The organism is Exiguobacterium sp. MMG028, assembly GCF_027947425.1.
GTDB lineage: Bacteria > Bacillota > Bacilli > Exiguobacteriales > Exiguobacteriaceae > Exiguobacterium > Exiguobacterium aestuarii_A.
In genome coordinates this window covers 19792-46624 of record NZ_JAQJIN010000001.1, presented here as the reverse complement: position 1 = coordinate 46624, position 26833 = coordinate 19792, and the positions used below count along the sequence as shown (strand labels likewise).

Below are 26833 nucleotides of genomic sequence, written 5' to 3'. Positions count from 1 at the left end.
TTAACGTACTTTCCCTTCGATGACTTCGCGGAGACGGTCTTTGACCGAATCGATTGCGAGTTCTTCGACGACAGGCGTCAAGAATCCGTGGATGATTAAACGCTCTGCCTCTTGGCGAGACAAACCACGGCTCATCAAGTAGTACAATTGAACATCATCGACACGGCCGACTGATGCCGCGTGACCTGCCATAACATCATCTTCATCGATGAGAAGAATCGGGTTGGCATCCCCACGTGCTTTTTCAGAGAGCATCAAGACGCGCTCTGTTTGAACACCGTTCGATTTTGACGCACCGTGATGAATCATCGATGTCCCGCTGAAGATTGCAGTAGCTGCGTCTTTTTGGACACCGTGAATCAAGATGAATCCTTCAGATGCTTTTCCGAAGTGATCGGTACGGATGTTGAAGTTTTGTTTTTGTGCACCGCGACCGATTGTCACAGCTTTTGTATCCGAATACGTGTTGTCTCCGACGAGGTGAGTCTTCGTCTCGACGACCGAGTTCCCGTCGTTCATGTGACCGAGCGCCCAATCGAGGCGACCGTTCGCATAGACGACACCGCGACGGTTCATGAACGTGAGTGCTGATTCAGCAAGCTGATCGACACCACCGAAGACGACTTTCGCGTTCTCTCCAGCGAATACTTCCGTCACGACGTTGACCGTGTGCGGTTCGTTCGTGCCAGAAAGGAAGTTTTCGATGTATGTCACTTCACTGCCTTCATCAGCGACGAGGATTGTGTGGTGATAGAGGGCACCGTTCGCCTGTTCCATCGTGAAGATCGCTTGAAGCGGATCTTTCAATTGCGTGTTTTTCGGTACGTAAATGAACGCACCACCGTTTGTGAGGGCAGCGTTCAACGCCGAAAGACGCTCTTCATCGACACGTACGCCTTCCGTCATGAAGTATTTCTCAACGAGTTCAGGATGTTGCTCCATCGCTTCTTTGATTCCCATGAACAAGACGCCTTCTGGCATCGACAATTCGTTATAGACGACATGACCGTTGCGTTCAACGAGCACGTTTGTCCGGTGGTCTCCGAGGAGTGATTCGATGTCAGTCGTCAAACCGTCTTTCGGTTCGAGATTGACATCACCTGCTGCGAAGTCCCATTTATCAATCTTAATCTTTTCAACTTTTGGCAAAGCAAGTGTCGGCGCAAGTTCTGCTGCCTCTTTACGTCGGTTGACCATCCATGCTGGTCCGCCGAGCGCTTCTGCACGTGCCGACAACGCTTGTGCATCCAATTCAAATTGTACGGTCATCGTACAGCCTCCTTACGCTTCTGTGTCTACTGTCATTCCGAGATCTTGCTTCACCCAGTCGTAACCTTCTGCCTCGAGTCGTTGTGCGAGCTCTTTGCCACCAGACATGACGATTTTTCCGTCCATCATGATGTGTACGAAGTCTGGCTCGATATAGTTGAGGAGACGCTGATAGTGCGTGATGATCAAGCAACCGAACTCTTCTGAACGCATTTCGTTGACGCCTTTTGCGACAACTTTGAGCGCATCGATATCAAGACCTGAGTCGATTTCATCCAAGATGGCGATGTTCGGTTGGATCATCATCATTTGAAGAATTTCGTTACGCTTCTTCTCACCACCTGAGAATCCTTCGTTTAAGTAACGGTGTGCCATTTCTGAAGGGATTTCGAGAAGTTCCATCTTCGCATCGAGTTCACGGATGAACTTCATGAGTGAGATTTCTTGACCTTCTTCACGACGTGAGTTGATTGCTGAACGCAAGAAGTCTGCGTTTGTCACACCGCTGATTTCAGCCGGGTACTGCATCGCAAGGAACATTCCTGCTTGTGCGCGCTCGTCGACTTCCATCTCGAGGACATCTTCGCCGTTTAATTCGACGCTTCCCCCAGTGACCTCATAAAGTGGATGACCCATGAGTGCTGATGCGAGTGTTGATTTACCAGTCCCGTTTGGACCCATGATGGCATGAATTTCGCCACCTTTAATTTCTAGGTTAAGACCTTTGACAATCTCTTTTCCTTCGATTGAGACGCGGAGGTCATCAATTTTCATTTGTGGTACGTTAGACATTCGGATACCCCTTCCGTATTTTCTCGCCACAGTGAATGGCGTAGATTAGATATATTCTAATCTTAGACTAGTCATTTTTTTATTTCAAGCGACTCACCTTAGAATTCATTCTCAATAGAATGATAAAAGTTGAGAATGCTAATAGTAGGAAATCAAGACATTATCCGGCATTCTCTTCGACGAGTGCGAGGACGGCTTTCCGCTCTCGTACTGCGGCCGCGAAGAAGAAGGCACCACATCCCGTTAAGAGCGCCAAACTTCCGAACACCGGAAGCGATGATTGCCCGAACGTATCCAGTAACACCCCACCGATAATCGGTCCGATTGTCTGACCGAGTGACGTCAATCCCATCGCCCCAAAATAAGTTCCCCGTAAATGTTCAGGTGCGAGTTCATCCGTCAATACGTCCGTCATCGTGAACATCAACACCTCGCCGACCGTGAAGATGGCCATCGCAACGAATAACACCCACTCCACCGTCGCAAATCCGATGAGCAAGAGTCCGAACGACAATGTCGAGATTCCAAAAAAGAGTGACTTGATCGGAGAGACACGAATCCCGAAACGCATAATTGGATACTGGACGATGAGCACCGTGACGGCATTCGTCGTTAATAAGTAAGCGAACAATCTCGAACCGTCTTCTAACCCGTCGCTTAATGCGATGAATTGGGGAAGTGTCGAATTGAATTGACTGTAACCGATAATTGCAAAGATCATTCCGATGATGACCGCACGGAATGTCCGGTCGTCTCGTAGGACGCGAAACGTCTCCGTCAAACGTGGCCGTGCCTTGACCCCATCTCCTTCTTCAAACGGATACTTATAAAACAGGATCGAGATGATGATTCCATACAATATGTACACTGCCGTTACGACAAAGAATGCGGTCTTTACACCGGTAAGCGATAAGACAACCGCCAAGAGTGGCCCGATGGCCGCGGCGATATTGATCATAAAGTAACGGACGTTATAGACGATGACCCGTTGGTCTGCCTGCGTCGTGTCACTGATGAGTGCGCGTGAAGCCGGTTCTAAGAAAGACCGCGACATGCCCATCAAGATCGATAGCATATATAACCAAAACAGATCGGTCGCGAGCGCAAGTCCAGCGAACGTGACGGCATTGAGCACGATGCCGATCAACATGAGTTGTTTTCGCCCATATCGGTCAGAGAGTGTCCCCCCAAAGAAGCTCATGAACAGACCCGAAAGTGCCGTCACGGCAAAAATTGTTCCAATCACACTCGCCGAAAAGCCGAGCGTGGCCAGATAGATCGCAAAAAATGGCATGACAAAAAACGTCGCCAGTCGTGCAAAAAACGTCCCGAACAGGACGCCCCACGTCAGTGGATGAATCTGTCTGAACTTCATCCAAATCCCCCCTTTTCTTTCATATATGTAGTGTACTTCTCTTTATGAAAGAACACTAGACGAAAAAAAAGACCGGGAAGTCCCGGTCCTCTCAGATTAGTTGCTGACTGGAATGACAGCACCTTGATATTCTTCTAAAATCCATTCTTGCGTTTCTTTTGATGTCAACACTTCAAGAAGTGCCTTCACACGCTCATCGTCTTCTTCGCCTTCACGTGTCACAATCAAGTTAACGTAAGGAGATTCTTCGCCTTCAAGTGCAATCGCATCGTCGAGCGGGCTAAGACCTGCGTCGATCGCATAGTTTGTGTTAATGAATACCGCATCCCCTTCATCATTATTGAATGCTTGTGGAAGGAAAGCAGCCTCGACATTCATCGTGAATTTCAAGTTTTTCGGGTTGTCCACAATATCATCAACTGTAGCATCTGTTGTTTTTCCGTCAGCAAGTGTGATGACGCCCTCTGTTTGGAGCAATGTCAACATGCGGCCATGTTCCGCGACGTTTGAACTCATGATGACTTCCGCACCGTCTGGTAGTTCATCAAGTGACTTGTATTTTTTCGAGTAAATTCCGATTGGCTCAACGTGCACACCACCGGCTGAGGCAAACTTGTAATCTTTATTATCTTTCATTTGAAGATCAAGGTACGGTTGATGTTGGAAGTAGTTCGCATCGATGTCCCCGTCCGCCAATGTTTTGTTCGGAAGGACATAGTCTTGGAATTTTTTGATTTCAAGCTTATAACCCTTCGCTTCGTATTCTTCTTGCACATGCTCTAAAATCTCAGCGTGCGGAACGTTCGACGCTCCGACAATCAATGTTTTTGATTCTCCTGAACCCGATTCAGAATCACCACCGCCACACGCTGCCAAAATCGTCAAGGCAGAGGCTGCTGTTACACCAAGTACTTTTTTCCAAGATTTCATAATTTAATTCCTCCATTTTATATATATTTTTTATTAAGCAGAACGTTTATCAATTTTCGCCACGAGCGTATCACCAATAAATTGAATGATAAAGACGAGGACTAAAATCATAACAGTCGCAACGAATGTCACATCATTTTGCGAGCGCTGGAAACCGTCAAGGAAAGCTAATGTCCCAAGCCCTCCGCTTCCTACAACACCTGCCATGGCCGTATAACCGATGAGTGCCACTACAGTGACGGTAATTCCAGAAACGAGTGAAGGTAACGCTTCAGGGAACAAGACTTTATAAATAATTTGCCATTTTGTCGCGCCCATCGATTCCGCCGCTTCGATGACACCACGGTCGACCTCACGTAACCCTAACTCGACCATTCGAGCATAGAAAGGGGCTGCGCCGATGATCAATGCCGGTAGTGCTGCCGTTGAACCGAGAATGGTTCCAACAATTGCACGCGTAAACGGAATGAGTAAAATGATTAAGATGATGAACGGAATCGATCGGAAGATATTCACGAACGCCCCGACAATTGTGTAGATGAACCGATTTTTTAACATCAATGGTTCATTCGTTACATAGAGAACCATGCCAAGCATCAGTCCGAATATGAATGTGGCGACACCTGCTACCAACGTCATGTAAAGTGTATTCCACGTTTCAAAAAGCATTACTTCCCAGTCTACGTTAGGAAACATCGCTTTCCACCTCCACTTCTACGGATTGCGAACGAATCGAGGCGATGGCGCGTTCGATTTCCCGTGCTTCCCCAATCAATTGGATGAATAGCGTGCCGAGCGCACCGACTTGTGACTGGGTCACGTTCCCGCCGATGATGTTGAATCCGATGTCATGCGTCTTAAGGACGTCAGACAAAATCGGTTGTTCTGCCGTTTCGTTCAAGAATTTCAATTTGACGATTTGCCCACTCGGATAGCGTGCTTTCAAATGTTCGAACGTGAGCGACAGATCGTCGACCGCCCCAATTTGTTTCACGAATTCTTTCGTGATCGGCTGCTCCGGATGTTGGAACACGTCAGAGACTTGACCCGTCTCGACAACTTTCCCTGCCTCCATCACGGCGACGCGATGACAAATCTTTTGGATGACGTGCATCTCATGCGTGATGAGGACGATTGTCAATCCGAGCTTCTTATTGATGCTGACGAGCAGTTCAAGAATCGAATCCGTCGTCTTCGGGTCGAGCGCGCTTGTCGCTTCGTCACAGAGGAGCACCTCTGGATTTGTAGCGAGCGCGCGGGCAATCCCGACTCGCTGTTTTTGACCGCCGGATAATTGTGACGGATAGCTGTCTTCGCGACCTGATAGTCCGACGAGCTCGACGAGTTCCTGAACCCGACGTTTCCGCTCACTTGCCGGAACCCCGATCAATTCGAGTGGGAAGCTGATGTTTTCTGCGACCGTGCGCGACCACAGAAGGTTAAAGTGCTGGAAGACCATCGAGACGTTCTTGCGAACCCCTCGTAATTCTTTCGGGCTGAGCTTCGTGAGCTCACTCCCGGCAACCTCGATTTCACCGCTAGACGGTGATTCGAGGCGGTTGAGCAATCGGATGAGCGTCGACTTCCCCGCCCCCGAATATCCGATTATTCCAAAAATTTCACCGCGATCAATCGTTAGTGACACATCATCCACCGCCTGGACACGACCATTCTTCGTATCGAACCATTTGGCGACGTTTCGTAATTGAATCAATTCCTTTCCCTCCTGACAACAAAAAAAGCGCGCACGTTTGAGCAAACGTGCGCACTTTATCGTACGGACAACGATTGCTCTCATCTGTCAAGGTTTCTCACCTTGCTGGAATTAGCACCATTTCGGATTGCTCCGCGGTTGCTGGGCGTCATAGGGCCAGTCCCTCAGCCTCTCTTGATAAGAGTGTTGTGTATTCGATTAGCTTTATCATAGCGACAGCTTTTTCTGCTGTCAAATCATTTTTTCAAAAAAATCAAAAAAAGGTGCCGTCCGAGGACGACACAGAACGTAGCACCTTGAGTCACGGAAGGACAGCCCATAGATGAAAATCTTTTGCCCGTTCAAGATTTACATCCTTATATGGGGGAGATTCACCAATCATCACTCGATCTTGACTTGGACCGTGCGATTATACGGAACGTCTTTCTTCGCTTGATTTTTTTGGGGGACAATCGAAGGGAAGACTGACGTGTATTCGTATAAAGGTAGCATCGGCTTCATCAAAACGTCTTGATGTCGGGAATATCGCGTCCTATTTTGTGTTCAAGTAAGATGTTGTAATGAATATACCATTCGTGAACTTTCTGTGTCAACTGATTATTTAAAATTTTCAGATTATTCTAATGTTCCTCTCTCACTTCACGAAAGAGAGGACGTGTTGAACGTTTTGAAAGGCATAAAGGCGATCCCGAACCTCGCCATTTTCAAGCTTTAACAACGCTGGGACGCTCATCACCTGATAAGCTTCAAGTTCTTTTGGGATATAGTTCGCATCGCGCTTTTCAATCTGAATTTCAGGGTCGACCGCCTCGACAACCGTCAACATTTTCTCCGCGACAGCGCATGTACCACACATTGGGGCGTATATATATAAGAATCCGTCTGTAATCATTTTTCTCACCTCTCTTGTCATTATAATGGTCGTTCGAGTCCCGTTCAAAAATCGTGCTCTCGTGAAATTTCAGAATTTTTCAATGATTCTCTTGACTCTTCTGTCGGATAGGAATAATATGGGTTCTAACTTTATCGCTTTTGTACATAACAGCAAAGAAGAAGGACAGGTGAATGAATGATGACGGAACAGGCAACAGGTACGACAAAGCAATTTACGATGAACGTCTTAAACGGTCTCAGTATGGCGATTCTGATCGCCCTCATCCCGAGCGCGCTGCTCGGTGAACTCACGAAAGCTATACTCCCTTATTTTCCGTCTCTTCAATTCATATTGGATGCGACGACGATTGCAATGCGCCTCCTCCCGGCCATTATCGGTCTTGCCGTCGCGATGCAGTTCGGACGATCGATTTTAGAGGCTGGAACGATCGCCATCGCAACCTATGTCGGCAGTGGCGCCGTTCGAATTAATGAAGGTGCGTTTGTGATGGCCGGAATCGGTGACGTGATCACAGCCGGTGTGACCGCTGCGATCGCTACGATTCTCGTCATGAAGCTCGCCCCACATTTGAAGACGTATACCGTCATCGTCATGCCGATGACAGTCATTGTCGTCGCAGGCGGCATCGGTGCCTTCTTATTGACGTATATCTCACAGATCACGACATACATCGGATACCTCATCATGACGATGACGGATCTTCAACCGGTTCTCATGGGCATCCTGATCGCGATGGCGTTCTCGCTCATCATCGTCTCGCCAATTTCGACTGTCGGAATCGCGACCGCGATTAGCCTATCAGGCGTTGCGGCCGGTGCGGCAAACCTCGGCGTCGTCGCCGCTGGATTCGGTCTCGCCATCGCGGGTTGGCAGGCGAACGCGACCGGGACATCGATCGCCCACTTCCTCGGGTCACCGAAGATTCAAATGGCAAACTTCGTCCGACGCCCAATTATGATGCTTCCGATTTTGGCGAATGCGGCCATCCTCGGTGCGCTCGCTGGTATATTAAGAATCGAGGGAACTCCAATCAGCGCAGGGTTTGGCGTATCTGGACTCATCGGACCGGTAAACGCGCTACATCTCATGCCGGGCGGATTCGCCTTGTTCAACGTGCTTCTTGTGATCGTCTTGTTCGGGCTCATTCCAGTCGGACTCGGAATTTTCTTCTATCGTGTGTTCGAACGGGCGACGCTCGTCAAATCGGACCACTACCGACTCGATTTCGAGTAAACAAAAAAACCGGCTTCTCCAATCAGGAGAGGCCGGTTTTACTTATCCTTGAATCATCGCTTCATATTCTTCTGCAGACATAAGCTTGTCGAGATCTGACTCTTCCGTCAACTCAACTTCGACCATCCATGCATTTTCAAACGGTGACTCGTTGACGAGTTCTGGAGAATCTGCAAGGTCCTCGTTTACTGCTGTGATGCGTCCAGATACTGGCGCATACAACTCAGAGACCGTCTTGACTGATTCGACTGAACCGAATGGCTCGTCGAGCAAAATCGTACCGTCAACTTCCGGGAGTTCCACAAACACGATATCCCCTAGTTCGCTTTGTGCGAAATCCGTGATGCCGATGCGGGCTTTTGTTCCGTTCACTTCTACCCACTCATGTTCTTTTGAATAACGTAAATTTGCTGGTACTTTGCTCATCCTAACTTCCCCCTCAAATAAATTAGACTCACATCTGTATTATAGCACTTAGCCCCAAACGTCCGTAAAGGACTTTTCTGAAAATCCGACCGTCGTTTTTTCACCATTTGTGACGATTGGACGCTTCAAAAGCATACCATTGCTTGATAATAGCTCGAGTTGTTCGTCTTCTGATAGATTTGGTAGCTTGTCTTTGATGCCTTCGTTCCGATAGACTTGCCCGCTCGTATTGAAGAACTTCTTAAGCGGTAAGTCCGATTGTTTCCACAGCTCGGCGAGTTCTTCTTTCGTCGGTGTCGATTCGACGATATGAACGTATGTATACTCGACCCCTTGCTCTTTCAACCATTTTTCTGCTTTTTTACACGTACTGCATGGTGGATAGCCGTATAGTGTCACCATCTGTTCATCACCTCTCTCATCAATGTAGCATATTCAGAGAAATTAATTCACGTCTCAAGCAACCGTTCGATCTCTCGCTTCATCGTTGGGTTGACCTCATATCGCTCTTCGATAAAACGTAAGATGACCGCCGCCGCGACGCCCGACTTGCCATATCCTAATACCCCGCCCATCAAGAAAGAAATCATTTGTGGATGTCTCGACTCAACCCGACGTGTCGGGTTGAACGGGTCTCCTTGTCCACCGAGCGCCTTCAAGACGTTTTGGACGGCCGCGACTTGGACGAGTTCGAACCCGGCGAGCATCTCGCCCCGACGTTCCCGAAGCAAGCCGACATATAGGTTCGTCAACGCTTCTTCATAATAGTAAGCCGTCGCTTCACGCGCGATCTCGAGACGTGGTGACGCGAACACGTCGAGTGCTTCGTCCCGTCGCCAGACGACCCGTCCTGGTGTATAGGCGATCGTCGCGAGTTCATGTACTTCAAAGACGGCGAACTCACCGTAGATGCCGTCGTGATACATGATCTTGTGCCCATCTTTCGTGTTTTGGAACTGATAGTGAAGCGGCTCGACCTCGAGCCAGTCGAGTCGGTCGATAAAGCGTGCCTTCTGCCCGTCCTCGACAATCAAAAAGAAATCGAGGTCCGAATAATCATCCAACCGCTCCGTCTCTTGTCCGATCGACCCTAATGCCAGCAGCATCAGCGTTCCTTCGTGTGCGGCAACCGATTCCCCGATTTGTTCCATTCGTTTAAGCAATTTATCACGTGTTTTCATCGTCTCTCCCCCTCGTTTCTATTGTACGTGGCAGAGGTCAAAAAAAGAAAGGGTCGACCGCGTCCGGTCCACCCTTTCTGTCGATTGAATTACACGATAAACTTGTTCGCTTTGATGAGGCTCGCAGCGACTTCACGCTTCGTCCCGATCACATTGATCGGCTGATAGCGGCTGAACTTCTTCATTGCCGAGAGAAGCATGCGCTGCTCGTCACCAGATGCCGCTGCATACAATACTTCTTTCGCCATGAGTTCGACTTGTTTGAACACTTGTTCCGCAAAGATTTCTGTATAGCGGACTTTGAGCGTGTTCTTCTCTTCGCCTGTGCGTGCGATCGCTTTTTCTGTACGAGCGATGGCTGCTTCAAGCGCGTAGATGGCACTGATCATGTCTGCGATCTTCGCCAAGATTTCTTGTTCGTTTTGAAGGTCTTGTTGATACTTCTGAACCGCTGTACCTGCGACCATCAAGTTGATTTTCTTCATGTTTGAAAGGAGCATCTTCTCGCGTGCGAGCGGTGAGCCGTCCAATTCTTGCGGCATGTAGCTCATGAGCTCTTTTTGAAGTTTTTGTGCTTCTGCGAGGAGCGGCAATTCACCTTTCATCGCTTTCTTGAGAAGCGTACCCGGAACGATCAAACGGTTGATTTCGTTCGTTCCTTCGAAGATTCGGTTGATCCGTGAGTCACGATAGAGGTTTTCGACTTCATACTCTGCCATGAATCCGTATCCACCATGGATTTGGACCGCTTCGTCGACAACGTAGTCGAACGTTTCAGAAGCGAATACTTTGTTGAGTGAGCATTCGATCGCATATTCAGCAATCGCTTGTGCCACTTTTGATCCGTCGCGCATGTTCTCGTCACCAAGTGCGTCGAGGCTATCTTGGAACAAGCCGCCCGTACGATACACTGAGCTTTCCATCGCATAGATGTTGGCTGCCATCGTTGCCAATTTCTCTTGGATGAGCGGGAATTGGCTGATTGGTGTCTTGAACTGTTTGCGCTCGTTCGAATATTGTACGGAGAGGTCGAACGCACGTTTTGATGAACCGACTGCTCCGACTGCGAGTTTGTAACGACCGACGTTCAAGATGTTGAAGGCGATGACGTGACCTTTTCCAATTTCACCGAGAAGGTTGTCGACTGGTACTTCGACGTCTTCAAGGATGAGCGTACGTGTCGACGATCCCTTGATCCCCATCTTCTGCTCTTCTGCGCCAGTTGAGACTCCTTTGAAGTCACGCTCGACGATGAAAGCACTGAACTTGTCACCATCGATTTTTGCGTAGACGACGAAGACGTTCGCGAAGCCAGCGTTTGTGATCCATTGCTTCTCACCGTTCAAGACGTAGTGTGTGCCCGCTTCGTTCAAGACAGCCGTCGTTTTCGCACCGAGGGCGTCTGACCCTGAGCCTGGCTCCGTGAGCGCGTAAGCCGCGATCCATTCACCTGTCGCGAGTTTCGGCAAGTACTTGTGCTTTTGCTCTTCTGATCCGAAGAAGACGATCGGGAGTGTCCCGATTCCGACGTGTGCGCCGTAGCTGAGTGCGAACGAACGAGCTTTCGCGAAACGCTCCGTGATGATCGAAGAAGAGATTTTATCGAGTTGGTAGCCGCCGTACTCTTCTGGAACGTCTGCTCCGAGGAGACCGAGCTCACCTGCTTCTTTCAACAATTCGACAGAGAGGTCGAACTCGTGTTTTTCGATGCGCTCGAGAACTGGCATGACGCGGTCATCGACGAATCCTGCCGTCGTGTCCCCGATCATCTTATGCTCATCTGAGAAATCCTCTGGTGTGAAGAGACGCTCTGCGTCAAGTGCGTCAATGACAAAGCTACCGCCTTTAATCAATTCATGTTCTGTACGTTCCATATCCGATTCCCCCTTAAAGTAATTCGAAGACACCAGCCGCGCCCATTCCGCCGCCGATACACATCGTGACAACCCCATACTTCTCATTACGTCGTTTCATCTCATGCAAGATCGAGACAGAAAGTTTTGCTCCTGTACAACCGAGTGGGTGACCGAGGGCGATAGCGCCACCGTTCACGTTCACTTTCGATGGATCGATTCCGAGTTCACGGATGACACCGAGTGATTGGCTCGCGAACGCTTCGTTCAACTCGAACAATCCGACTTCTTCTAACTTCACGCCAGCCATTTCGAGTGCTTTTGGAATGGCGACGACTGGACCGATTCCCATCACTTCCGGACGGACACCGCCGACTGCGAACGAGAGGAACTTCGCCATCGGTTGTAACCCTTGGCGTTCTGCTTCTTCACGGTCCATAACGAGGACTGCTGCCGCTCCGTCTGACACTTGTGAGGCGTTACCCGCCGTGACCGAGCCTTTGATTTTGAAAGCTGGGCGAAGTTTACCGAGCGCTTCGATTGTCGAATCGGCACGGACACCTTCGTCATGCTTCACGACTTTCTCCACTTCTGCGACTTTACCGTCTTCACCGAGCACGTGCTCGATGACCGTCACAGGAACGATTTCTTCCTGGAACTTGCCACCCGCGATGGCTGCAGCCGCTTTTTGGTGACTGTTGATAGCGAACGCATCTTGGTCTTCGCGCGAGATGTTATATTCGGCCGCGACACGCTCTGCCGTATGACCCATGCTCATGTAGTACTCAGGCGCCGTCTCCATGATGTGTGGGTTTGGACGGATAACGTGACCACCCATCGGTACTTGGCTCATCGACTCCATACCGCCGGCGATGATGGCCGTTGCTTGACCGATCATGATTTTTGCCGCCGCATCTGCGATGGCTTGAAGACCTGACGAGCAGTAGCGGTTGATGGTGATCGCTGGAACTTCGTGCGACAGTCCCCCCCGGACCGCCGCATAGCGAGCGATGTTCATCCCTTGCTCCGCTTCTGGCATCGCACAACCCATGATGACGTCATCAATCGGGCCTTTATATCCTGAACGCTCAAGCGTTGCCTTGATGGCATATCCCGCGAGCTCGTCCGAACGAACGTTACGGAACGAACCGCGTTTTGCTTTTCCGACCGGCGTCCGTGCGCCGGCTACGATGACTGCTTCCCTCATCTGTTTTGTCCCCCTTTATCAGTTCCGTAGTGGTTTGCCTTTCACGAGCATATGTTGCATCCGTTGTTGTGACTTCGGCTCCCCGATGAGGCTCAAGAAGGCTTCACGCTCGATGTCGAGGAGGTACTGTTCGTCGACGAGCGTACCGTATGCCAAATCGCCACCACTGATGACGTGTGCGAGTTTCTTCGCAATCTTCAAATCATGCTCTGAAATATAACCGCCGTAGAACATTTCGTACGCCGCAAGTTCGAGCGTCGCTTTACCCGTCTGACCGACGACTGGTAACTTCTCACGAACAGGTGCCGTATATCCATCGGCAAGTTCGAGTACCGTCTGTTTCGCATCGAACGTCAAGTGATCACGGTTCATCGAGATCCCGTCGACCGCACGGTGGTAACCGAGTGTCTTCGCATCAAATGCCGACTTCGATACTTTCGCCATCGCGATGTTCTCGAACGTCTGTTGCGCAGCCTTCTCGATGTTTTGCATCGATTTTGGCGTCTGTTCGAGGAGACGACGATACGTGTTGACGTTTCCGCCCCCACCTGGGATGAGACCGACACCGACTTCGACGAGACCCATGTATGTCTCAAGCGCAGCTTGCATACGTGCTGCCGGTAAGCTGATTTCTGTTCCGCCACCGAGCGTCATGCCGTATGGTGCGGCGACGACCGGACGACTTGAATAACGAATCTTTTGAACGACTTGTTGGAACTTGTTGATGATCCAATCGAGTTCGAACCAGTTTTCGTCTTCTGCTTCCATGAGCATCATCGCAAGGTTCGCACCGACACAGAAGTTCTTGCCGTCGTTCGCGAGAACCATTCCTTTGAAGTCTTGCTCGACACGATCAATCGACTGTTCGATCATCTGCATGATGTCGACACCGATCGCGTTGTTTGGTGATGTGAATTCGAGTGCGACGACGTCATCGCCGATATCGACGAGGCGTGCCCCACCGTTCTCTAAGATGATGCCGTTTGATTTTGCGAGTGGCTTGAGTTTCAATTCTTTCGGGTTGACGGTCTTCTCGACATACGCCTTCGACGCTTTATCGTAATACTGGTCTCCCTTATAGAATGACGTGTTACCTGCAGCAAGCATCTCATCGATCCATGCCGGGACTTCGTAGCCTTCCGCTTTCATACGTTCGACTGATTTTTCAACACCGAGGGCATCCCACATCTCGAACGGTCCGAATTTCCAACCGAAGCCCCACTTCATCGCATCGTCGATGGCAACGATCGTGTCTGCGATCTCACCAGTAAGACGTGCCGAGTAAGCGAGCGTCTTCGCCGTGATTGGCCAGAGCAGTTGTCCGACGCGACCTTTGTTCAAGATGGCACCTTTCAACTTCGCTTTCGATCCAGGAAGTGATTTGATTTGATCGAGCTCAGGACCTGTAATCGCTTTCAATTGTTCGTATTCGAACGTTTGAAGATTCAATTCCTGAATGACCTTTCCTTCTTTCTTATAGAAGCCTTGACCGGCCTTCTGTCCGATCCAGCCTTTTTCCACGAGTTGCTTCATTTCTGAAGGGACGTCGAACGTGTCCTTCTCTTCCCCAGCTTCGAGCGTCTCGTAGACGTTACCCGCCACGTGAACGAACGTGTCGATTCCGACGACATCGAGTGTGCGGAACGTCGCTGATTTCGGACGACCGATGAGTGGACCTGTGATCGAATCCATCTCTCCGATTGACGCGTTTTGCTTGAGCATCTCTTCGAACGTGACGAGGAGACCGTATGTCCCGATACGGTTACCGATGAAGTTCGGCGTGTCTTTGGCTTCGACGACACCTTTCCCGAGACGGTCTTCCGCGAAGCGTGACATGAAGTCGATGACCGGGCGTGCTGTCTTCTCCGTCGGGATGAGTTCGAGCAACTTCAAGTAGCGCGGTGGGTTGAAGAAGTGCGTCCCGAGGAAGCGTGATTTCAATCCTTCCGGAAGGGCACTTGCCATCGCTTCGATGGAGATCCCTGACGTGTTCGAGCTGAGGATCGCATCTTCACGGATGTAAGGTGCAATCTTCTCGAAGAGCTGTTGCTTCACATCGAGGCGCTCGACGACGACTTCGATGACCCAGTCCGCTTCTTTCAAACGCTCTAAATCATCTTCTAAGTTCCCGACTTCGATGAAGTTGAGATGGTCGGCTGTCGCAAGCGGTGCCGGATTTTGTTTCAATAGCTTCTGACGGTTTTCTGAGGCGATACGATTTCGTACTTCTGGTGACTCGAGCGTCAACCCTTTCGCTTCCTCTTTTGCTGTCAATTCACGTGGTACGATGTCGAGCATGAGCGAACGAATCCCCGCGTTCGCCAAGTGAGCCGCAATCCCCGCCCCCATTACTCCTGAACCGATGACGACCGCAAAACGAATTGAGTTCGTCAAACGGAGGTCGGTTGATTGTTCGATGTGACTCGTCATAGTGTTCCCCCCTAAAATGAGAATGAATAGTGATTCATTTCACGCGTAAAAAAAATCGCAATCACCATCGTGTTTACTCTTCTATCATAAATGAATGAACATTCATTCGCAAGCGTTCATTTTTCAATTTCATTCCATTTTTTGATTAAACGATTAGTTTTCAACAAGTGTGGTATAGACAACAAGAGTCAAATTTAGAAAGGGGAATGTACGCATGCGTGATAATCGTTTAAACACTACCGGTAGCCGAAAGGACTTTGAGTCATTTAAGAAGAATGCCCAGGAACAGGCACACCAACCGGGAATCGATTCGAAGATGGAACCCTTCCCGATCTATGAACGTGAAGATTATAAAGGAAGTGACAAGTTAAAAGACAAGGTCGCGATCATCACCGGTGGGGATTCCGGGATTGGGAAATCGGTCGCTATCTTCTTCGCCCATGAAGGTGCGAACTCGGTCATCGTCTATAAAGATCAAAACGAGCTCGAGGATGCGGAAGCGACGAAAGAACGGATTGAAGATTTGGGGCAAGCCTGCCTCTTGCTGCAGGGAGACCTCGGGGAATCTTCCTTCTGTCAACAAGTCGTCGAGGAGACGCTTGAGACGTTCGGTCATATCGACATTCTCGTCAATAACGCTGCCGAGCAGCATCCGCAAGAATCGCTTCTCGACATCTCGGACGAACAACTCGAGAAGACGTTCCGCACGAATATCTTCAGCATGTTCTACTTAACGAAAGCCGCGCTCCCTTATTTAAAAGAAGGGGCGAGCATCATCAATACGACTTCAATTACGGCATATGAAGGAAACGACCAATTGATTGACTATTCATCAACGAAAGGCGCCATCACCGCGTTCACCCGCTCGCTCGCCAAAAACTTGGCGGATAAAAAAATTCGCGTCAACGGAGTCGCACCGGGTCCGATTTGGACACCGCTCATCCCGTCGACGTTCCCTGCGGACAAAGTTGATTCGTTCGGCGATTCGGCAGAGATGAAACGACCTGGGCAACCGGCTGAACTCGCACCGGCCTATGTTTATCTTGCAAGCGATGACTCGACGTATGTCAGTGGCCAAGTCATCCACGTCAATGGTGGTACAGTGATTAATGGATAATTTTGAAACAGGCTCAGTCATCAGGTACTGAGTCTGTTTTTATGGGAAATTAATCCACTACATGATACAGTGGTTAACAGATATTACTTCGTTAATCAGATGAAAGGAAGGAGTTAGTGATAGATGATTCATTATCAATTGACAAAAAATGATTTTTTCATGCTACAAAAAAATTTTATTGAAAACTCGGTTTCGGAAAAACGGAAATCTTTACTTATCACGATTGTACTCATGTTGCTGACAGCTTTTTATGGATTTGCCCTCGCAATCACCTTGTTACCTGAAACAATGTCCGCCGCCATCATCCTCATACTCGCTGTCGGTACCGCTGTTGTAGCACCGCTTCTCTTGTTCCCATTCTTCAAGAAAGTGCATTTTACAATTAGGCTGAAACTATTGCGTTCCATATTTCGACAGGAATCGAAATGGCCACGTGACTTGACATTATCAATTTATGAGAACGGAATTGAAGTCAACTCTCTCCACAACGCCGTCAATAAACAGGTTCGAGTCTCATGGAAAGCAATTGAAAGAGTAAGTGAAGACGAAACCAACTATTATCTATACATCGAAGCGACGGAAGCAATTATTATACCGAAGCGAAAGTTGCGTGAGACTAATCAAACAACCATCAATCACTTGTTACAAAAATACTTAAATATCACTCTCTAAGCAACTATATTCAAGGTTCAATACTCCCTAGACATACATGCATATGACAAACTACAAAGGAGCAGATGTTATGGTCACCACGTACAAACTGACGCTTGAAGATTTTTCAGCTTTCCAAAACGACATGATTCACCATTCTGATCAACATAAACGAATTCGCAGCGTATGGTTGAAATATATGAATATTCCGCTATTCGCGCTTGGGTTCATTGCTACAATCTTATTATTTCCTAATCTCGAATCGACGATGACCCGATTGTTGATCACATTTGGAATTGGGATGTTGTTCGCCCTATTACTTAGACCGCTGTTTAAAGATTTACATGCCCCACTCTACCTTTGGCAGATCCGTCGCATCCTCAAAAAACAGAACGTTTGGCCAAAAGACATTAAGCTTCAGTTTTCTGAAACTCACGTCGAAATGCAAGCCGTTCGCGGTAGTATCCACCGTACGACACAAGTTCCTTGGACATCTATTCTTCGCGTATATCAAGACGAGTCGTATCGCTTCCTTTATTATGAAGAGGATGAAGCTTTGATTATCCCGAAAATGAAAGATGGGATTACCGAAGTCGAACAAAGTGAAATCGATCGGATACTCGAAAAACATCTACACACAGAAAAGCACACAAGTTCAACGTGAACTCGTGTGCTTGTTTTATTTCTTCACCATTCCTTTTAACACGAACGCCACGTTTGCCGGACGCTCCGCGAGGCGGCGCATGAAGTATCCGTACCAGTCACGGCCGTATGGCACGTAGACACGGACTTTGTATCCTTGGCGCACGAGCTCGAGTTGACGCTCGACGCGGATGCCGTATAACATCTGAAACTCGAACTGGTCGAGTGGGATGTTGTTTTCTTTGACGTGCTCGATGATGGCGTCAATCATATGGTCATCGTGTGTCGCGATGGATGCGTAGTTCCCGTTCGCAAGATGGAGTTTAACGAGCTTCACGTAGTTATGGTCGACGTCCTCTTTTTCAGGGAACGCGACCGTCGCCGGCTCTTTATATGCCCCTTTGACGATCCGGAGGTTCGGCTTGAGCGGCGCGAGGTGATTGATGTCATCTTCCGAGCGATATAAGTACGACTGGATGACCGTCCCGAGACCGTCAAATTCCGCCTTCAGCCTCTTGAACAACTCGAGCGTCTTCTCACAACGCTGTTCATCTTCCATATCAATGGCAACAAAGACCCCTACTTCTCGTGCGACCGTCAAAATTTGACGCATGTTGTCTTCAATCAACTCGTCCGAGATGTCGAATCCGAGTGACGTCAATTTAAGGGACATATAGGCGTCTAATTGCTCTTCTGCCATAATTTCAATCGCACGCATGATTTCGTCACGATTCGTATTCGCTTCTTCGACCGTCTTAATAAATTCCCCGAGGTGATCGACCGTGACCGACAACCCTTTCGCGTTCAATTCGCGAATCGTCGGAACGGAAGCCTTAAAGTTTTCCCCTGCTACAAAGCGTGATGCACCAAATCGTAGGCCATATTTCTTTGCCAAACTGTTGAGTGTTTTGTTTTGTGACATGTAGATAAATCCATCGCGCAACACTTTTTCCATCTGATTTTCCCCCTTACTTTTACACCCATCTATCTCTATGATGATGTCTGCAATTATTATGACACACAAACGTCAATTCGTCTGTATTTTTGTAACCGTTTGCAGCACTTTCTTCCCAACTTTTCAAAAAAGACAGACGCCCCGTAGGACGGCTGTCTTATAGGCCTGTCGAAGGTGCGACATAGAGTAAAATACTGAGGAAGATGAACACACTTCCCGCTAGGACGAACAAGTGCCAAATCGCATGGTTGAACGGCAGTTTTTGCCACACATAAAACACGATTCCGACCGAATAGGCGATCCCTCCCGCGAGGAGGAGCATGAACCCTTGATGACCGAGTGATTCATAGAGCGGACGGATGGCGATGATGCAGATCCAACCGAGTGCGAGATACGTCACATTCGACACCCACATGTACTTCCCGGTCGAAAACAGTTTCCAGACGATCCCGAGAATCGCCACACCCCATACAATCCCGAACAACGTCCAGCCGAGCGTCCCATGAAGGGTCACGAGGGCAAACGGCGTATAGCTTCCGGCGATGAGTAAGTAAATCCCCGCATGGTCGAACACTTGCAACACCCGTTTCGCCCGTGGATGCGGGATGGCGTGCATGAGTGTCGAGAAGAGGTAAAGTAAGATCATCGATACCCCGAACACGCTGACCGCCGTGACGTTCCACGTGCTCCCACTTTCCGTCGCACTCATGACGAGTAAGACGAGGGCGACGATGCTGAAGATGACTCCTAAGCCGTGCGTGATCGCGCTCGCGATCTCTTCCCCGAGCGTGTCGGCATGGAGCATCTCTTTGAGTTGATCTTGTTTCATATGCGTCCACCTTCCTTAACTGTTCCCTCTAGTATGGACACTTCCCGATTTGAAAGCAATCAAAAACACGGGCTACCGATTAGCCCGTGTCGAGATTATGCGACTTCTTTCACCGGAACGTCACATTCCATTTGTGCAGCCCTCATCGCGCGTGCCCGTTTGTGGAATAAGACGAGTAACGTCAATGTCCCGAGTGTCGAAATGACATACGGTAGGATCCCGTCCAGCTTGAAGCCGATTGGTGCCGTCAAAATGTAGAACCAGACCGCATACAACATGAACGTCCCCGGAAGGAGCGCGATGTAATGGTTCTTCCCTTTAATGTACAGGTACATCGCCCCGACAAACAGTGCGATAACCGCTGTCGTCTGGTTCGCCCAGTTGAAGTATTGCCAAAGCATCTGGAAGTCCATGTTCGTGAGCACGTATGAGATCGCGAAGAGTGGAAGTGCGATCCAGAGGCGTGACGAGAACTTCTTCTGTGCGATCGACAAGTAGTCCGCGATAATCATACGGGCACTACGGAATGCCGTGTCGCCTGACGTGATTGGTAATACGATGACACCGAGAATCGCGAGCGTTCCACCGATGCTACCGAGCATGAGTGTCGCCACTTCTTGGACGACGAGTGCCGGCGTCCCTGAGTTGATGAGTCCGAGCAATTCACCTGGCTCGAAGATGGCCATCGCAGCCCCAGCCCAAATCATGGCGATGACGGCTTCGGCGATCATCATGCCGTAAAAGATTTCACGCCCGTTGCTTTCTTTCATCGTCGTCCGCGAGATGATTGGCGACTGTGTCGCATGGAATCCCGAGAGCGCCCCACACGAAATCGTGAAGAAGAGGAGCGGCCAAATCGGTAAGCCGTCCGGATGCATGTTCGTCAATGTCATCTCTGGGATTTGGTAGCCTTGCGCGAACAAGCTGACCGCGATCCCGATAGCACTGACGACGAGTAATGCCCCGAAAAATGGGTAGATGCGTCCGATGATCTTATCGACCGGGAGAAGCGTCGCCAAGATATAGTAGGCGAATACGCCGAAGATGACGAACATGAGCGTCGATGCATTCCCATCGAACAAGTTATTGATCATGTTACTCGGAGACGTGACGAACACCGTTCCGACGAGTAACAGAAGTAAAAGTGCGAATCCGTTGACGATATGACGGAGCGAGCGTCCGAGGAACTTCTCCGCTAGTTGTGGCAAGTGTGCCCCGTTATTCCGAAGGGAAATCATTCCTGTCAAATAGTCGTGTACCGCCCCAGCAAAAATCGACCCGAAGACGATCCAAAGAAATGCGACCGGTCCGTAGAGCGCCCCCATGATTGGTCCAAAGATTGGTCCGACACCGGCGATGTTCAGTAATTGAATCATCGAGTTCCGCTTTTTACCCATCGGCACGTAGTCGATGCCGTCCTGGGAAGCGTAAGCGGGCGTCGTCCGCTCTTCCTTGATGCCGAACGTCTTCTCGACGTAACGACCATATACCAAATACCCGACCAAAAGTAGTGCGAGTGCGACAAAGAATGTAATCATCTGTCAGTCCCCTTTTCCGTCCATATGTAGCTGATCCCCGCCAGCTCTTCGGTTTACATGTATCATGTAACCGATTACATGATTGATTATACAAGAAGAATCTATGAAATGTAAGGGTTTTCATTCACATTTTTGCCACAAAAAATGAGCCCCCATTCAGGAAGCTCATTTCCAATTAACGAAGCGCTGGTTCACCGACGTGGCCGGCACCGACGACTTTCATTTCTGACTTCGTCTGACCGTCTTTTTCACTGACGACTTCGACTGTTTGGCGAAGCTTGAGCGGTTTGACAGACAGTACATATTCCCCGTTCTCATTTGCGACCGTCTCAGCCAATACACGATTGCCGTCGCGAAGCGTCACGTCAGCTCCAGGAGCCGTCTTACCCGTCACGCGTTTTGAACCTGGTTTGATCGTATCTACCGTGAGGGTCAATACGAACTCTGGTGCTGTCGGCTCAAGACCGAGCGTATACGTCCGGAAGAGACGCCCCGCTGCGTCCGCACGAGTCGCGTCTGTCGCTTCGATGCCTTCGTAAAGGTTCAAGTACTGCTTGCCGGCATCTGCTGTCTCAAATGTCACAGAACGTTTTGCATCCGCGACAATCTTCCAGTTGTTGTCGGCTTTATAGTCCAAGTTGCTGCCACTCGACACGATATAGTCCGAGATGACGTTACGTGTCTCATACGCTGAGCGATAGACGATGTTCTTCCCGCCACCGAGACCCGGGAATGAAGACGAACCGGCACGGTAGTTGTTCGTCGCGACCAAGAACTCTTGGTCCATCGTGATCGGTTGACCGTTATACTCGACGTTCTTCACGCGGTTGGCGTTCTCGTTGACGAGCTTCCCGCCGACATCGAACTTCGCCGGACCTGTGACATCAATCTCATACGTCAAACCGTCGAGGACGTCGAAGTTATAGCTACGGAACTGGAGGTTGAGAAGGTTTTCCCCATCTGTCTCGATTTGGTCATATGCCCCCGCTGACATCTCGAGCCAGTCCATCACATCTTTCCCTGTCACTTTGACGACTTCAAGCGTGTTCGGATAGACATATAGGTCCGCCACGTTCTTCAAGGCGATTTGACCTTTCGGGATGTTCGTGTAATAGCTCGCGTCCGTCAACTCACGACCGCCCGCTTTAAACGGCGCTCCTGCCGACAAGAGTGGCAGGCCTTTGTAAGGTGAAAGCTCAGGGTTCGTCTCGAGTTCTTTCTCGACGTACCATTTCTGTGCGTTCGTCACGAACTGGACCGACGCATCGTCGCGGACGAGCGCGAAGTAGCTTTGAATATCGTCTTGAATTTGACCGACTGGCTGGTTGATGTAGTCGATTGTCGCCAAGTGGTCGTCTTCGATCAACGCCTGGATTGTCGGGTCGACCACCGTATCGGCTGTCACCGTATCGAGCGCAGCTGATGCGTCGAGAATCTGCCATTTGCCGTCGACGAGTTCGAGTTCGAAATCGATGACGCCGAGGTCTTTCCCTTGGTTGTTCGCCATGACGACCGGTTTGCCGTTGATCGTCCCTTTTGCCATATCGACGTTCGGGAACGACGCGAACATACCTTTCGCATCCGGGAAGCGACCGTGCTGGTGTCCCGTCATGACCATGTCGAGCCCATCAATCTTCGTGAGCGCATATCCGACGTTCTCTTCGCTGTCGAGTTGTTCGTCCGCAAGTGCTGCACTTTCGCCGATGCCTGAGTGCGCGAGCGCAACGACGACGTCTGCTCCTTGGTCTTTCAATTTTTGAACCGATTCACGTGCCGATGGGATGATGTCCTCTGCCGTCACGCGGCCTTGTAGGTTCCCTGAATCCCATGACATGATTTTCGGCGGCACGACACCGAACACACCGACTTTGATTGTATGTGTTTCCCCATCCAAGTCTGTGACCGTCCGTTCGATGATTTGGACCTCTTGTCCATCCACGTTGAACTTCGAGACGATCGGGTTGCCTTCTAAGTCTTTGACGTTCGAGTTGACGAAACGGAGCTTCCCTTTTGATCCTTCCATCGCGTTGTACAAGAATTCGAGCCCGAAGTTGAATTCGTGGTTCCCGAGTGTGACAGCGTCATAGTTGAGTGCTGCCATCGCTTTATACATCGGATGTTCGAACGCTTCATTGTTCCCAGCTTGAAGCTCACGGACGTAGTCGCCAAACGGTGTCCCTTGAATCGTATCGCCGTTATCGAACAAGAACGTGTTCGATTCCCCAGCGGCTGTACGATGTTCATTGATGAGTGTCGCGACTTTCGACAACCCGATCGTGTTGTCGACCTTGTCTTGGAAGTAGTCATAGTTCGTGATGTTCGTATGTAAGTCTGTCGTCTCTAAGAAACGGAGCTTGACGATATCCTCGTCGACTTCTGCCAAAACGTTTGGTGCCTGTAGCGGTAAAACGGTTGGTAACACGAGCGCGGTCGCGATCGACCATTTCCATGCACTTTTCATGTGATTGTCCCCTTTGTCTGGTTGATAAGTGTCTAACCATACTCAATATAACACCAGCCTCGTTGACCTTCTATTAAAATTTCGTATAAAAAAGACCCGATTTCCTTTACAGAAATTAGGTCTTTCGTCTTATGAGCGTTTAATCCGTACGGTGAACGGGCCGTCCCCTTCCACGTTCTCGAACGTGACGGAGATCGGATAGGCATGTTTGCTGTGGACCGGGTTCTCGAGACGGATTGTCGTGAGACCGACAACTTCTTCTCCACTCATGAGTTCGAGCGGGAGTTGTTCCACATTCAAATCGTGGGCATAGCCGTTTCGGAGAAGGAGTGTCGTCGTGACACGCGTCTCGTCTTTTTCGACGGCGACGAGCATCATGTTGAACTCGTCTTCCCCGACCGGTGGTGTCGCAACGTTCGTGCGCATCACTTGTTGCCACGCCCCTGGTGAGAACTGTTCCATCGCCTCGCGTGAGATGGCTTGGATCGCGTCGATCGGGTTCATTTGGAAGACGAGACGAAGTGGTGCAGACGTGTCAATCTCACCAAACAATTCATCAGGGAAAAAATTTAGATACACTGGTTTACTTGTCCATGGCTCAAATGTCGGTAAATCAATACGACTTAATTTTTTTCGACCAGATGGTATATTATTTCCATCAAGTAATAAGATTGGAAGTTCATCAATCTCAAAAGAGCTTGGGAGAGTATTTCGGAACAGTGCAACAATTGATATTCCCTCTTCTAAATGTTCAGCATGTAAGAGTTCAATAGACACTTGGTTTTCAATCAGATTCGGAAGCCGTTTCGCATGATAACGGAAGACGTACTCATCCTCTTTCGCGATGCCCATCTCATCGTCAATGACGAGCGTCAATTGGCGTCCTTCCTCTTTATTGCCTGTCTCAATCTGTTTACGTTTACGAAATCCTAGCATTATACTTCCTCCTCTGCCATTTCGGCGAAGTAGCGGTCGAGCTGGCATAGTTCCGTCGTGACATCCCGTGCAATATTAATATACGTCTGTTCGAAGATTTCCAGGCCTTCTTTTCCGAACTGACGGCTCGGGTCTTCCTGACCGTAACTGCGAAGACCAATTCCTTCTTTCAATCCACTCATCGTCGTCAAATGATCCGTCCACTTCATGTCGACGGCACGGAGAAGCGACTCTTTCGCGAAGAGGACGATGTCGTCTTGTTCGAGGCGTGACGCTGTCGTTGCGATAATCGTCTCCATCCAATCGTTTAAAGCATCCTTCAGTTCACGCGTATCGGCGATATCATTTGCCCATGTCGGTTCTTGCATCGTCAAGTAGCGCAAGTCTTCCTTCAACTCATCGATTGGCCATTCTTCCGGCACGAGTTCGTCCGAGACATGCATGTCGATACTGTTCTCAAGGGCAAGACGCATCATGCCAAGCACGTTTTTCGTAATCGCGTTCGCGTCGGCATTGACGGCCTGATTACGAATCGTATAGATGATATTCCGTTGCTCGTTCAAGACGTCATCAAGTTTAAACAAGTAGTCTCGAATCGAGACGCCGAGTCCTTCGATTGTCGTCTGCGCATATTCGATGATTTCAATCGCGTCTTTCGACGAGACCTCCCCTGTCGCGCTCGGTTTCAATTTCTTCTCTACGCGCTCTAGCTTCTGCGCCGCATAGCGTTTCACAATCTCATCTTCGAGCGAAACGAAGAACTCAGTTGCACCTGGATCGCCTTGACGTCCCGAACGACCGCGAAGCTGGTTGTCGACACGTTTTGACTCATGCCGCTCCGTTCCGATGACGAAGAGACCGCCTGCCTCCTTCGCTTTTGCGTCGAGCGTGATATCCGTCCCACGTCCGGCCATGTTCGTCGCAATCGTCACTTTCCCGAACTGTCCGGCGTCGGCGATGATGTCCGCTTCCTGAGAGACCGTCTTCGCGTTCAACACGTCATGTTCGATTCGCTTCTTCTGCAAGTGCTTGCTGATGGCCTCCGATTGCGCGATTGAGGTCGTCCCAATCAAGACCGGGCGCCCCATCGCATGCAATTTGTCGACTTTTTCCGTCACGGCCGCATACTTCTGTTCGATCGTCATGAAGATACGGTCCGGATGGTCGATTCGTTTCCGTTCACGGTTCGTCGGCACTTGCACGACGTCCATGTTGTACGTCTTCAAGAACTCTTGACGCGACGTCTGTGCCGTACCCGTCATCCCGCCGACGAGCGGATACATGCGGAAGTAATGCTGGATCGTGATCTCCGCCGTCGTCTTGTTCTCCTCGGTGATCGTGACGCCCTCTTTCGCCTCAAGCGCCTGATGCAATCCTTCCGAGAGACTGCGTCCTTCCATGATACGTCCCGTGAACAAGTCGATCAGTTCAATCTTATCGTCACGGACGATATAGTCGACGTCGAGTTCGAACAACACGTTCGCACGGAGCGCCTGTACGAGATAGTGGTAGAGCACCTGATGCGACGCACTGAACAAGTTGTCGATGACGAACAACTCTTCAATCTTGGTGATCCCAGCTTCTGTAAACGAGGCCGCTTTCGATTCCAAATCGACTTCATAGTCCGTCTCTTCGAAGCTCGAGATGACTTGTTGCGCGAGCTGTTTCAAGCGGATGTGCGAACGGTCCTTTTGTGCGATGATGAGCGGCGTCTTCGCCTCATCAATCAAGATGCTGTCCACTTCGTCGACGAGGGCGAAATGAAACGGACGCTGGACCCGCTCTTCCGGATTATGAACAAGGTTGTCACGCAAGTAGTCGAACCCGAACTCGGTCCCGACCCCATACGTGATTTCCGCCTGATAAGCGGCGCGCTTCTCGTTTGGCTCGATGTCCGGTACGTTCAAGCCGACCGTTAAACCGAGGAAGTCATGAATCTTGCCAATTTGTTCGGCATCACGTCTCGCCAAATAATCGTTCACCGTGATGACGTGGACGCCTTTTCCTTCAAGTGCCTTGACGTAACTTGGCAAAGCGGCGACGAGCGTCTTCCCTTCCCCTGTCGGCATCTCCGAGATATTCCCTTCGAGAAGGGCAAATCCACCGATGAGCTGGACGTCGTAATGACGCATCCCGAGCACGCGGACCGATGCTTCGCGAACGAGGGCGAACCCTTCTTCGGCGATATCATCGACTGTCTTTCCATCTAGGAGACGTGCCTTGAGCGTCTCCGTATATGTACGCATCTCGTCATCCGAGAGTGCTTGCATCGTTGTCTCTAATTCGTTGATTCGCGCGACCCGTCGTTCGTACGCTTTCAAACGCCGGCTTTGATCATTCGTTAATTGTTTTACAAATTGGATCACACTAATAGCCTCCATCTTTCTGTCAATTCATCT

At 49.8% G+C, this 26833-nt stretch carries 23 protein-coding genes and 1 riboswitch; of the genes, 4 read left to right on the top strand and 19 right to left on the bottom strand.

Going from position 1 to position 26833, the window contains the following annotated elements:
* From sufD to PJK55_RS00180, 7 genes are all read right to left on the bottom strand, one after another.
* Positions 1-1269 (bottom strand): Fe-S cluster assembly protein SufD, encoded by a 1269-nt coding sequence (gene sufD / locus PJK55_RS00210; RefSeq protein ID WP_271304423.1) that lies wholly within the window; start codon positions 1267-1269, stop codon positions 1-3.
* A 12-nt stretch (positions 1270-1281) separates the two neighbouring features.
* Positions 1282-2043 carry a Fe-S cluster assembly ATPase SufC gene (gene sufC, locus PJK55_RS00205; RefSeq protein WP_214786046.1) on the bottom strand — a complete coding sequence of 254 codons (762 nt, stop codon included), beginning with the start codon at positions 2041-2043 and terminating at the stop codon, positions 1282-1284.
* A 178-nt stretch (positions 2044-2221) separates the two neighbouring features.
* Complete coding sequence (locus tag PJK55_RS00200; protein ID WP_271304422.1) at positions 2222-3436, bottom strand: MDR family MFS transporter; 1215 nt, start codon at positions 3434-3436, stop codon at positions 2222-2224.
* Positions 3437-3532: 96 nt separating this feature from the next.
* Entirely contained in the window at positions 3533-4366 is an 834-nt protein-coding gene (locus PJK55_RS00195; RefSeq protein ID WP_074033542.1) for a MetQ/NlpA family ABC transporter substrate-binding protein, read from the bottom strand.
* Positions 4367-4399: 33 nt separating this feature from the next.
* A complete protein-coding gene (locus PJK55_RS00190; RefSeq protein ID WP_074033543.1) occupies positions 4400-5062 on the bottom strand; it encodes a methionine ABC transporter permease in 663 nt (220 codons plus the stop codon).
* Positions 5052-6080 carry a methionine ABC transporter ATP-binding protein gene (locus tag PJK55_RS00185; protein WP_214693486.1) on the bottom strand — a complete coding sequence of 343 codons (1029 nt, stop codon included), beginning with the start codon at positions 6078-6080 and terminating at the stop codon, positions 5052-5054. Before PJK55_RS00185 ends, PJK55_RS00190 begins: the two co-directional genes overlap by 11 nt.
* Positions 6081-6157: 77 nt before the next feature.
* Positions 6158-6264, bottom strand: a riboswitch (SAM riboswitch).
* A 450-nt stretch (positions 6265-6714) separates the two neighbouring features.
* Entirely contained in the window at positions 6715-6972 is a 258-nt protein-coding gene (locus PJK55_RS00180; protein ID WP_214787019.1) for a thioredoxin family protein, read from the bottom strand.
* 180 nt (positions 6973-7152) lie between these two features.
* Between PJK55_RS00180 and PJK55_RS00175 the strand changes: the two genes are divergently transcribed.
* Positions 7153-8208, top strand: coding sequence for a PTS transporter subunit IIC (locus PJK55_RS00175; protein WP_251126844.1), 1056 nt, complete (start codon positions 7153-7155; stop codon positions 8206-8208).
* A 42-nt stretch (positions 8209-8250) separates the two neighbouring features.
* Here PJK55_RS00175 and gcvH read toward each other — a convergent pair whose 3' ends face one another.
* From gcvH to PJK55_RS00145, 6 genes are all read right to left on the bottom strand, one after another.
* Positions 8251-8634, bottom strand: coding sequence for a glycine cleavage system protein GcvH (gene gcvH / locus PJK55_RS00170; RefSeq protein ID WP_026825478.1), 384 nt, complete (start codon positions 8632-8634; stop codon positions 8251-8253).
* 48 nt (positions 8635-8682) lie between these two features.
* A complete protein-coding gene (locus PJK55_RS00165) occupies positions 8683-9036 on the bottom strand; it encodes an arsenate reductase family protein (RefSeq protein WP_214693491.1) in 354 nt (117 codons plus the stop codon).
* Positions 9037-9083: 47 nt separating this feature from the next.
* Entirely contained in the window at positions 9084-9815 is a 732-nt protein-coding gene (locus PJK55_RS00160; protein WP_271304421.1) for a hypothetical protein, read from the bottom strand.
* Positions 9816-9904: 89 nt separating this feature from the next.
* Positions 9905-11689 carry an acyl-CoA dehydrogenase family protein gene (locus PJK55_RS00155; RefSeq protein ID WP_214693500.1) on the bottom strand — a complete coding sequence of 595 codons (1785 nt, stop codon included), beginning with the start codon at positions 11687-11689 and terminating at the stop codon, positions 9905-9907.
* A gap of 13 nt (positions 11690-11702) precedes the next feature.
* Positions 11703-12875, bottom strand: a complete 1173-nt coding sequence (locus tag PJK55_RS00150) for an acetyl-CoA C-acetyltransferase (RefSeq protein WP_012726865.1) — start codon at positions 12873-12875, stop codon at positions 11703-11705.
* 18 nt (positions 12876-12893) lie between these two features.
* Positions 12894-15305 carry a 3-hydroxyacyl-CoA dehydrogenase/enoyl-CoA hydratase family protein gene (locus tag PJK55_RS00145; protein WP_271304420.1) on the bottom strand — a complete coding sequence of 804 codons (2412 nt, stop codon included), beginning with the start codon at positions 15303-15305 and terminating at the stop codon, positions 12894-12896.
* 214 nt (positions 15306-15519) lie between these two features.
* On the opposite strand from PJK55_RS00145, the gene PJK55_RS00140 reads away from it, so the two are divergent.
* From PJK55_RS00140 to PJK55_RS00130, 3 genes are all read left to right on the top strand, one after another.
* A complete protein-coding gene (locus PJK55_RS00140) occupies positions 15520-16422 on the top strand; it encodes an SDR family oxidoreductase (RefSeq protein WP_271304419.1) in 903 nt (300 codons plus the stop codon).
* Positions 16423-16545: 123 nt separating this feature from the next.
* Complete coding sequence (locus PJK55_RS00135) at positions 16546-17094, top strand: YcxB family protein (RefSeq protein WP_214760095.1); 549 nt, start codon at positions 16546-16548, stop codon at positions 17092-17094.
* Positions 17095-17164: 70 nt separating this feature from the next.
* Positions 17165-17737, top strand: coding sequence for a YcxB family protein (locus PJK55_RS00130; protein WP_214693509.1), 573 nt, complete (start codon positions 17165-17167; stop codon positions 17735-17737).
* Between the two features lie 15 nt (positions 17738-17752).
* Here the strand turns inward: PJK55_RS00130 and PJK55_RS00125 are convergent, their stop codons facing one another.
* The 6 genes from PJK55_RS00125 to secA2 all read right to left on the bottom strand — a co-directional run bounded on the left by PJK55_RS00125 (position 17753) and on the right by secA2 (position 26800).
* Entirely contained in the window at positions 17753-18670 is a 918-nt protein-coding gene (locus tag PJK55_RS00125; protein ID WP_271304418.1) for a proline dehydrogenase, read from the bottom strand.
* A gap of 157 nt (positions 18671-18827) precedes the next feature.
* Positions 18828-19499, bottom strand: a complete 672-nt coding sequence (gene trhA / locus PJK55_RS00120) for a PAQR family membrane homeostasis protein TrhA (protein ID WP_271304417.1) — start codon at positions 19497-19499, stop codon at positions 18828-18830.
* Positions 19500-19594: 95 nt separating this feature from the next.
* Positions 19595-21037: a carbon starvation CstA family protein gene (locus PJK55_RS00115; protein WP_271304416.1), complete on the bottom strand. Its 1443-nt coding sequence runs from the start codon at positions 21035-21037 to the stop codon at positions 19595-19597.
* A gap of 175 nt (positions 21038-21212) precedes the next feature.
* Positions 21213-23498: a bifunctional 2',3'-cyclic-nucleotide 2'-phosphodiesterase/3'-nucleotidase gene (locus PJK55_RS00110; protein WP_271304415.1), complete on the bottom strand. Its 2286-nt coding sequence runs from the start codon at positions 23496-23498 to the stop codon at positions 21213-21215.
* Between the two features lie 129 nt (positions 23499-23627).
* A complete protein-coding gene (locus tag PJK55_RS00105; RefSeq protein ID WP_271304414.1) occupies positions 23628-24434 on the bottom strand; it encodes an SLAP domain-containing protein in 807 nt (268 codons plus the stop codon).
* Positions 24434-26800, bottom strand: coding sequence for an accessory Sec system translocase SecA2 (gene secA2 / locus PJK55_RS00100; RefSeq protein WP_271304413.1), 2367 nt, complete (start codon positions 26798-26800; stop codon positions 24434-24436). Before secA2 ends, PJK55_RS00105 begins: the two co-directional genes overlap by 1 nt.
* Positions 26801-26833: the final 33 nt, after the last annotated feature.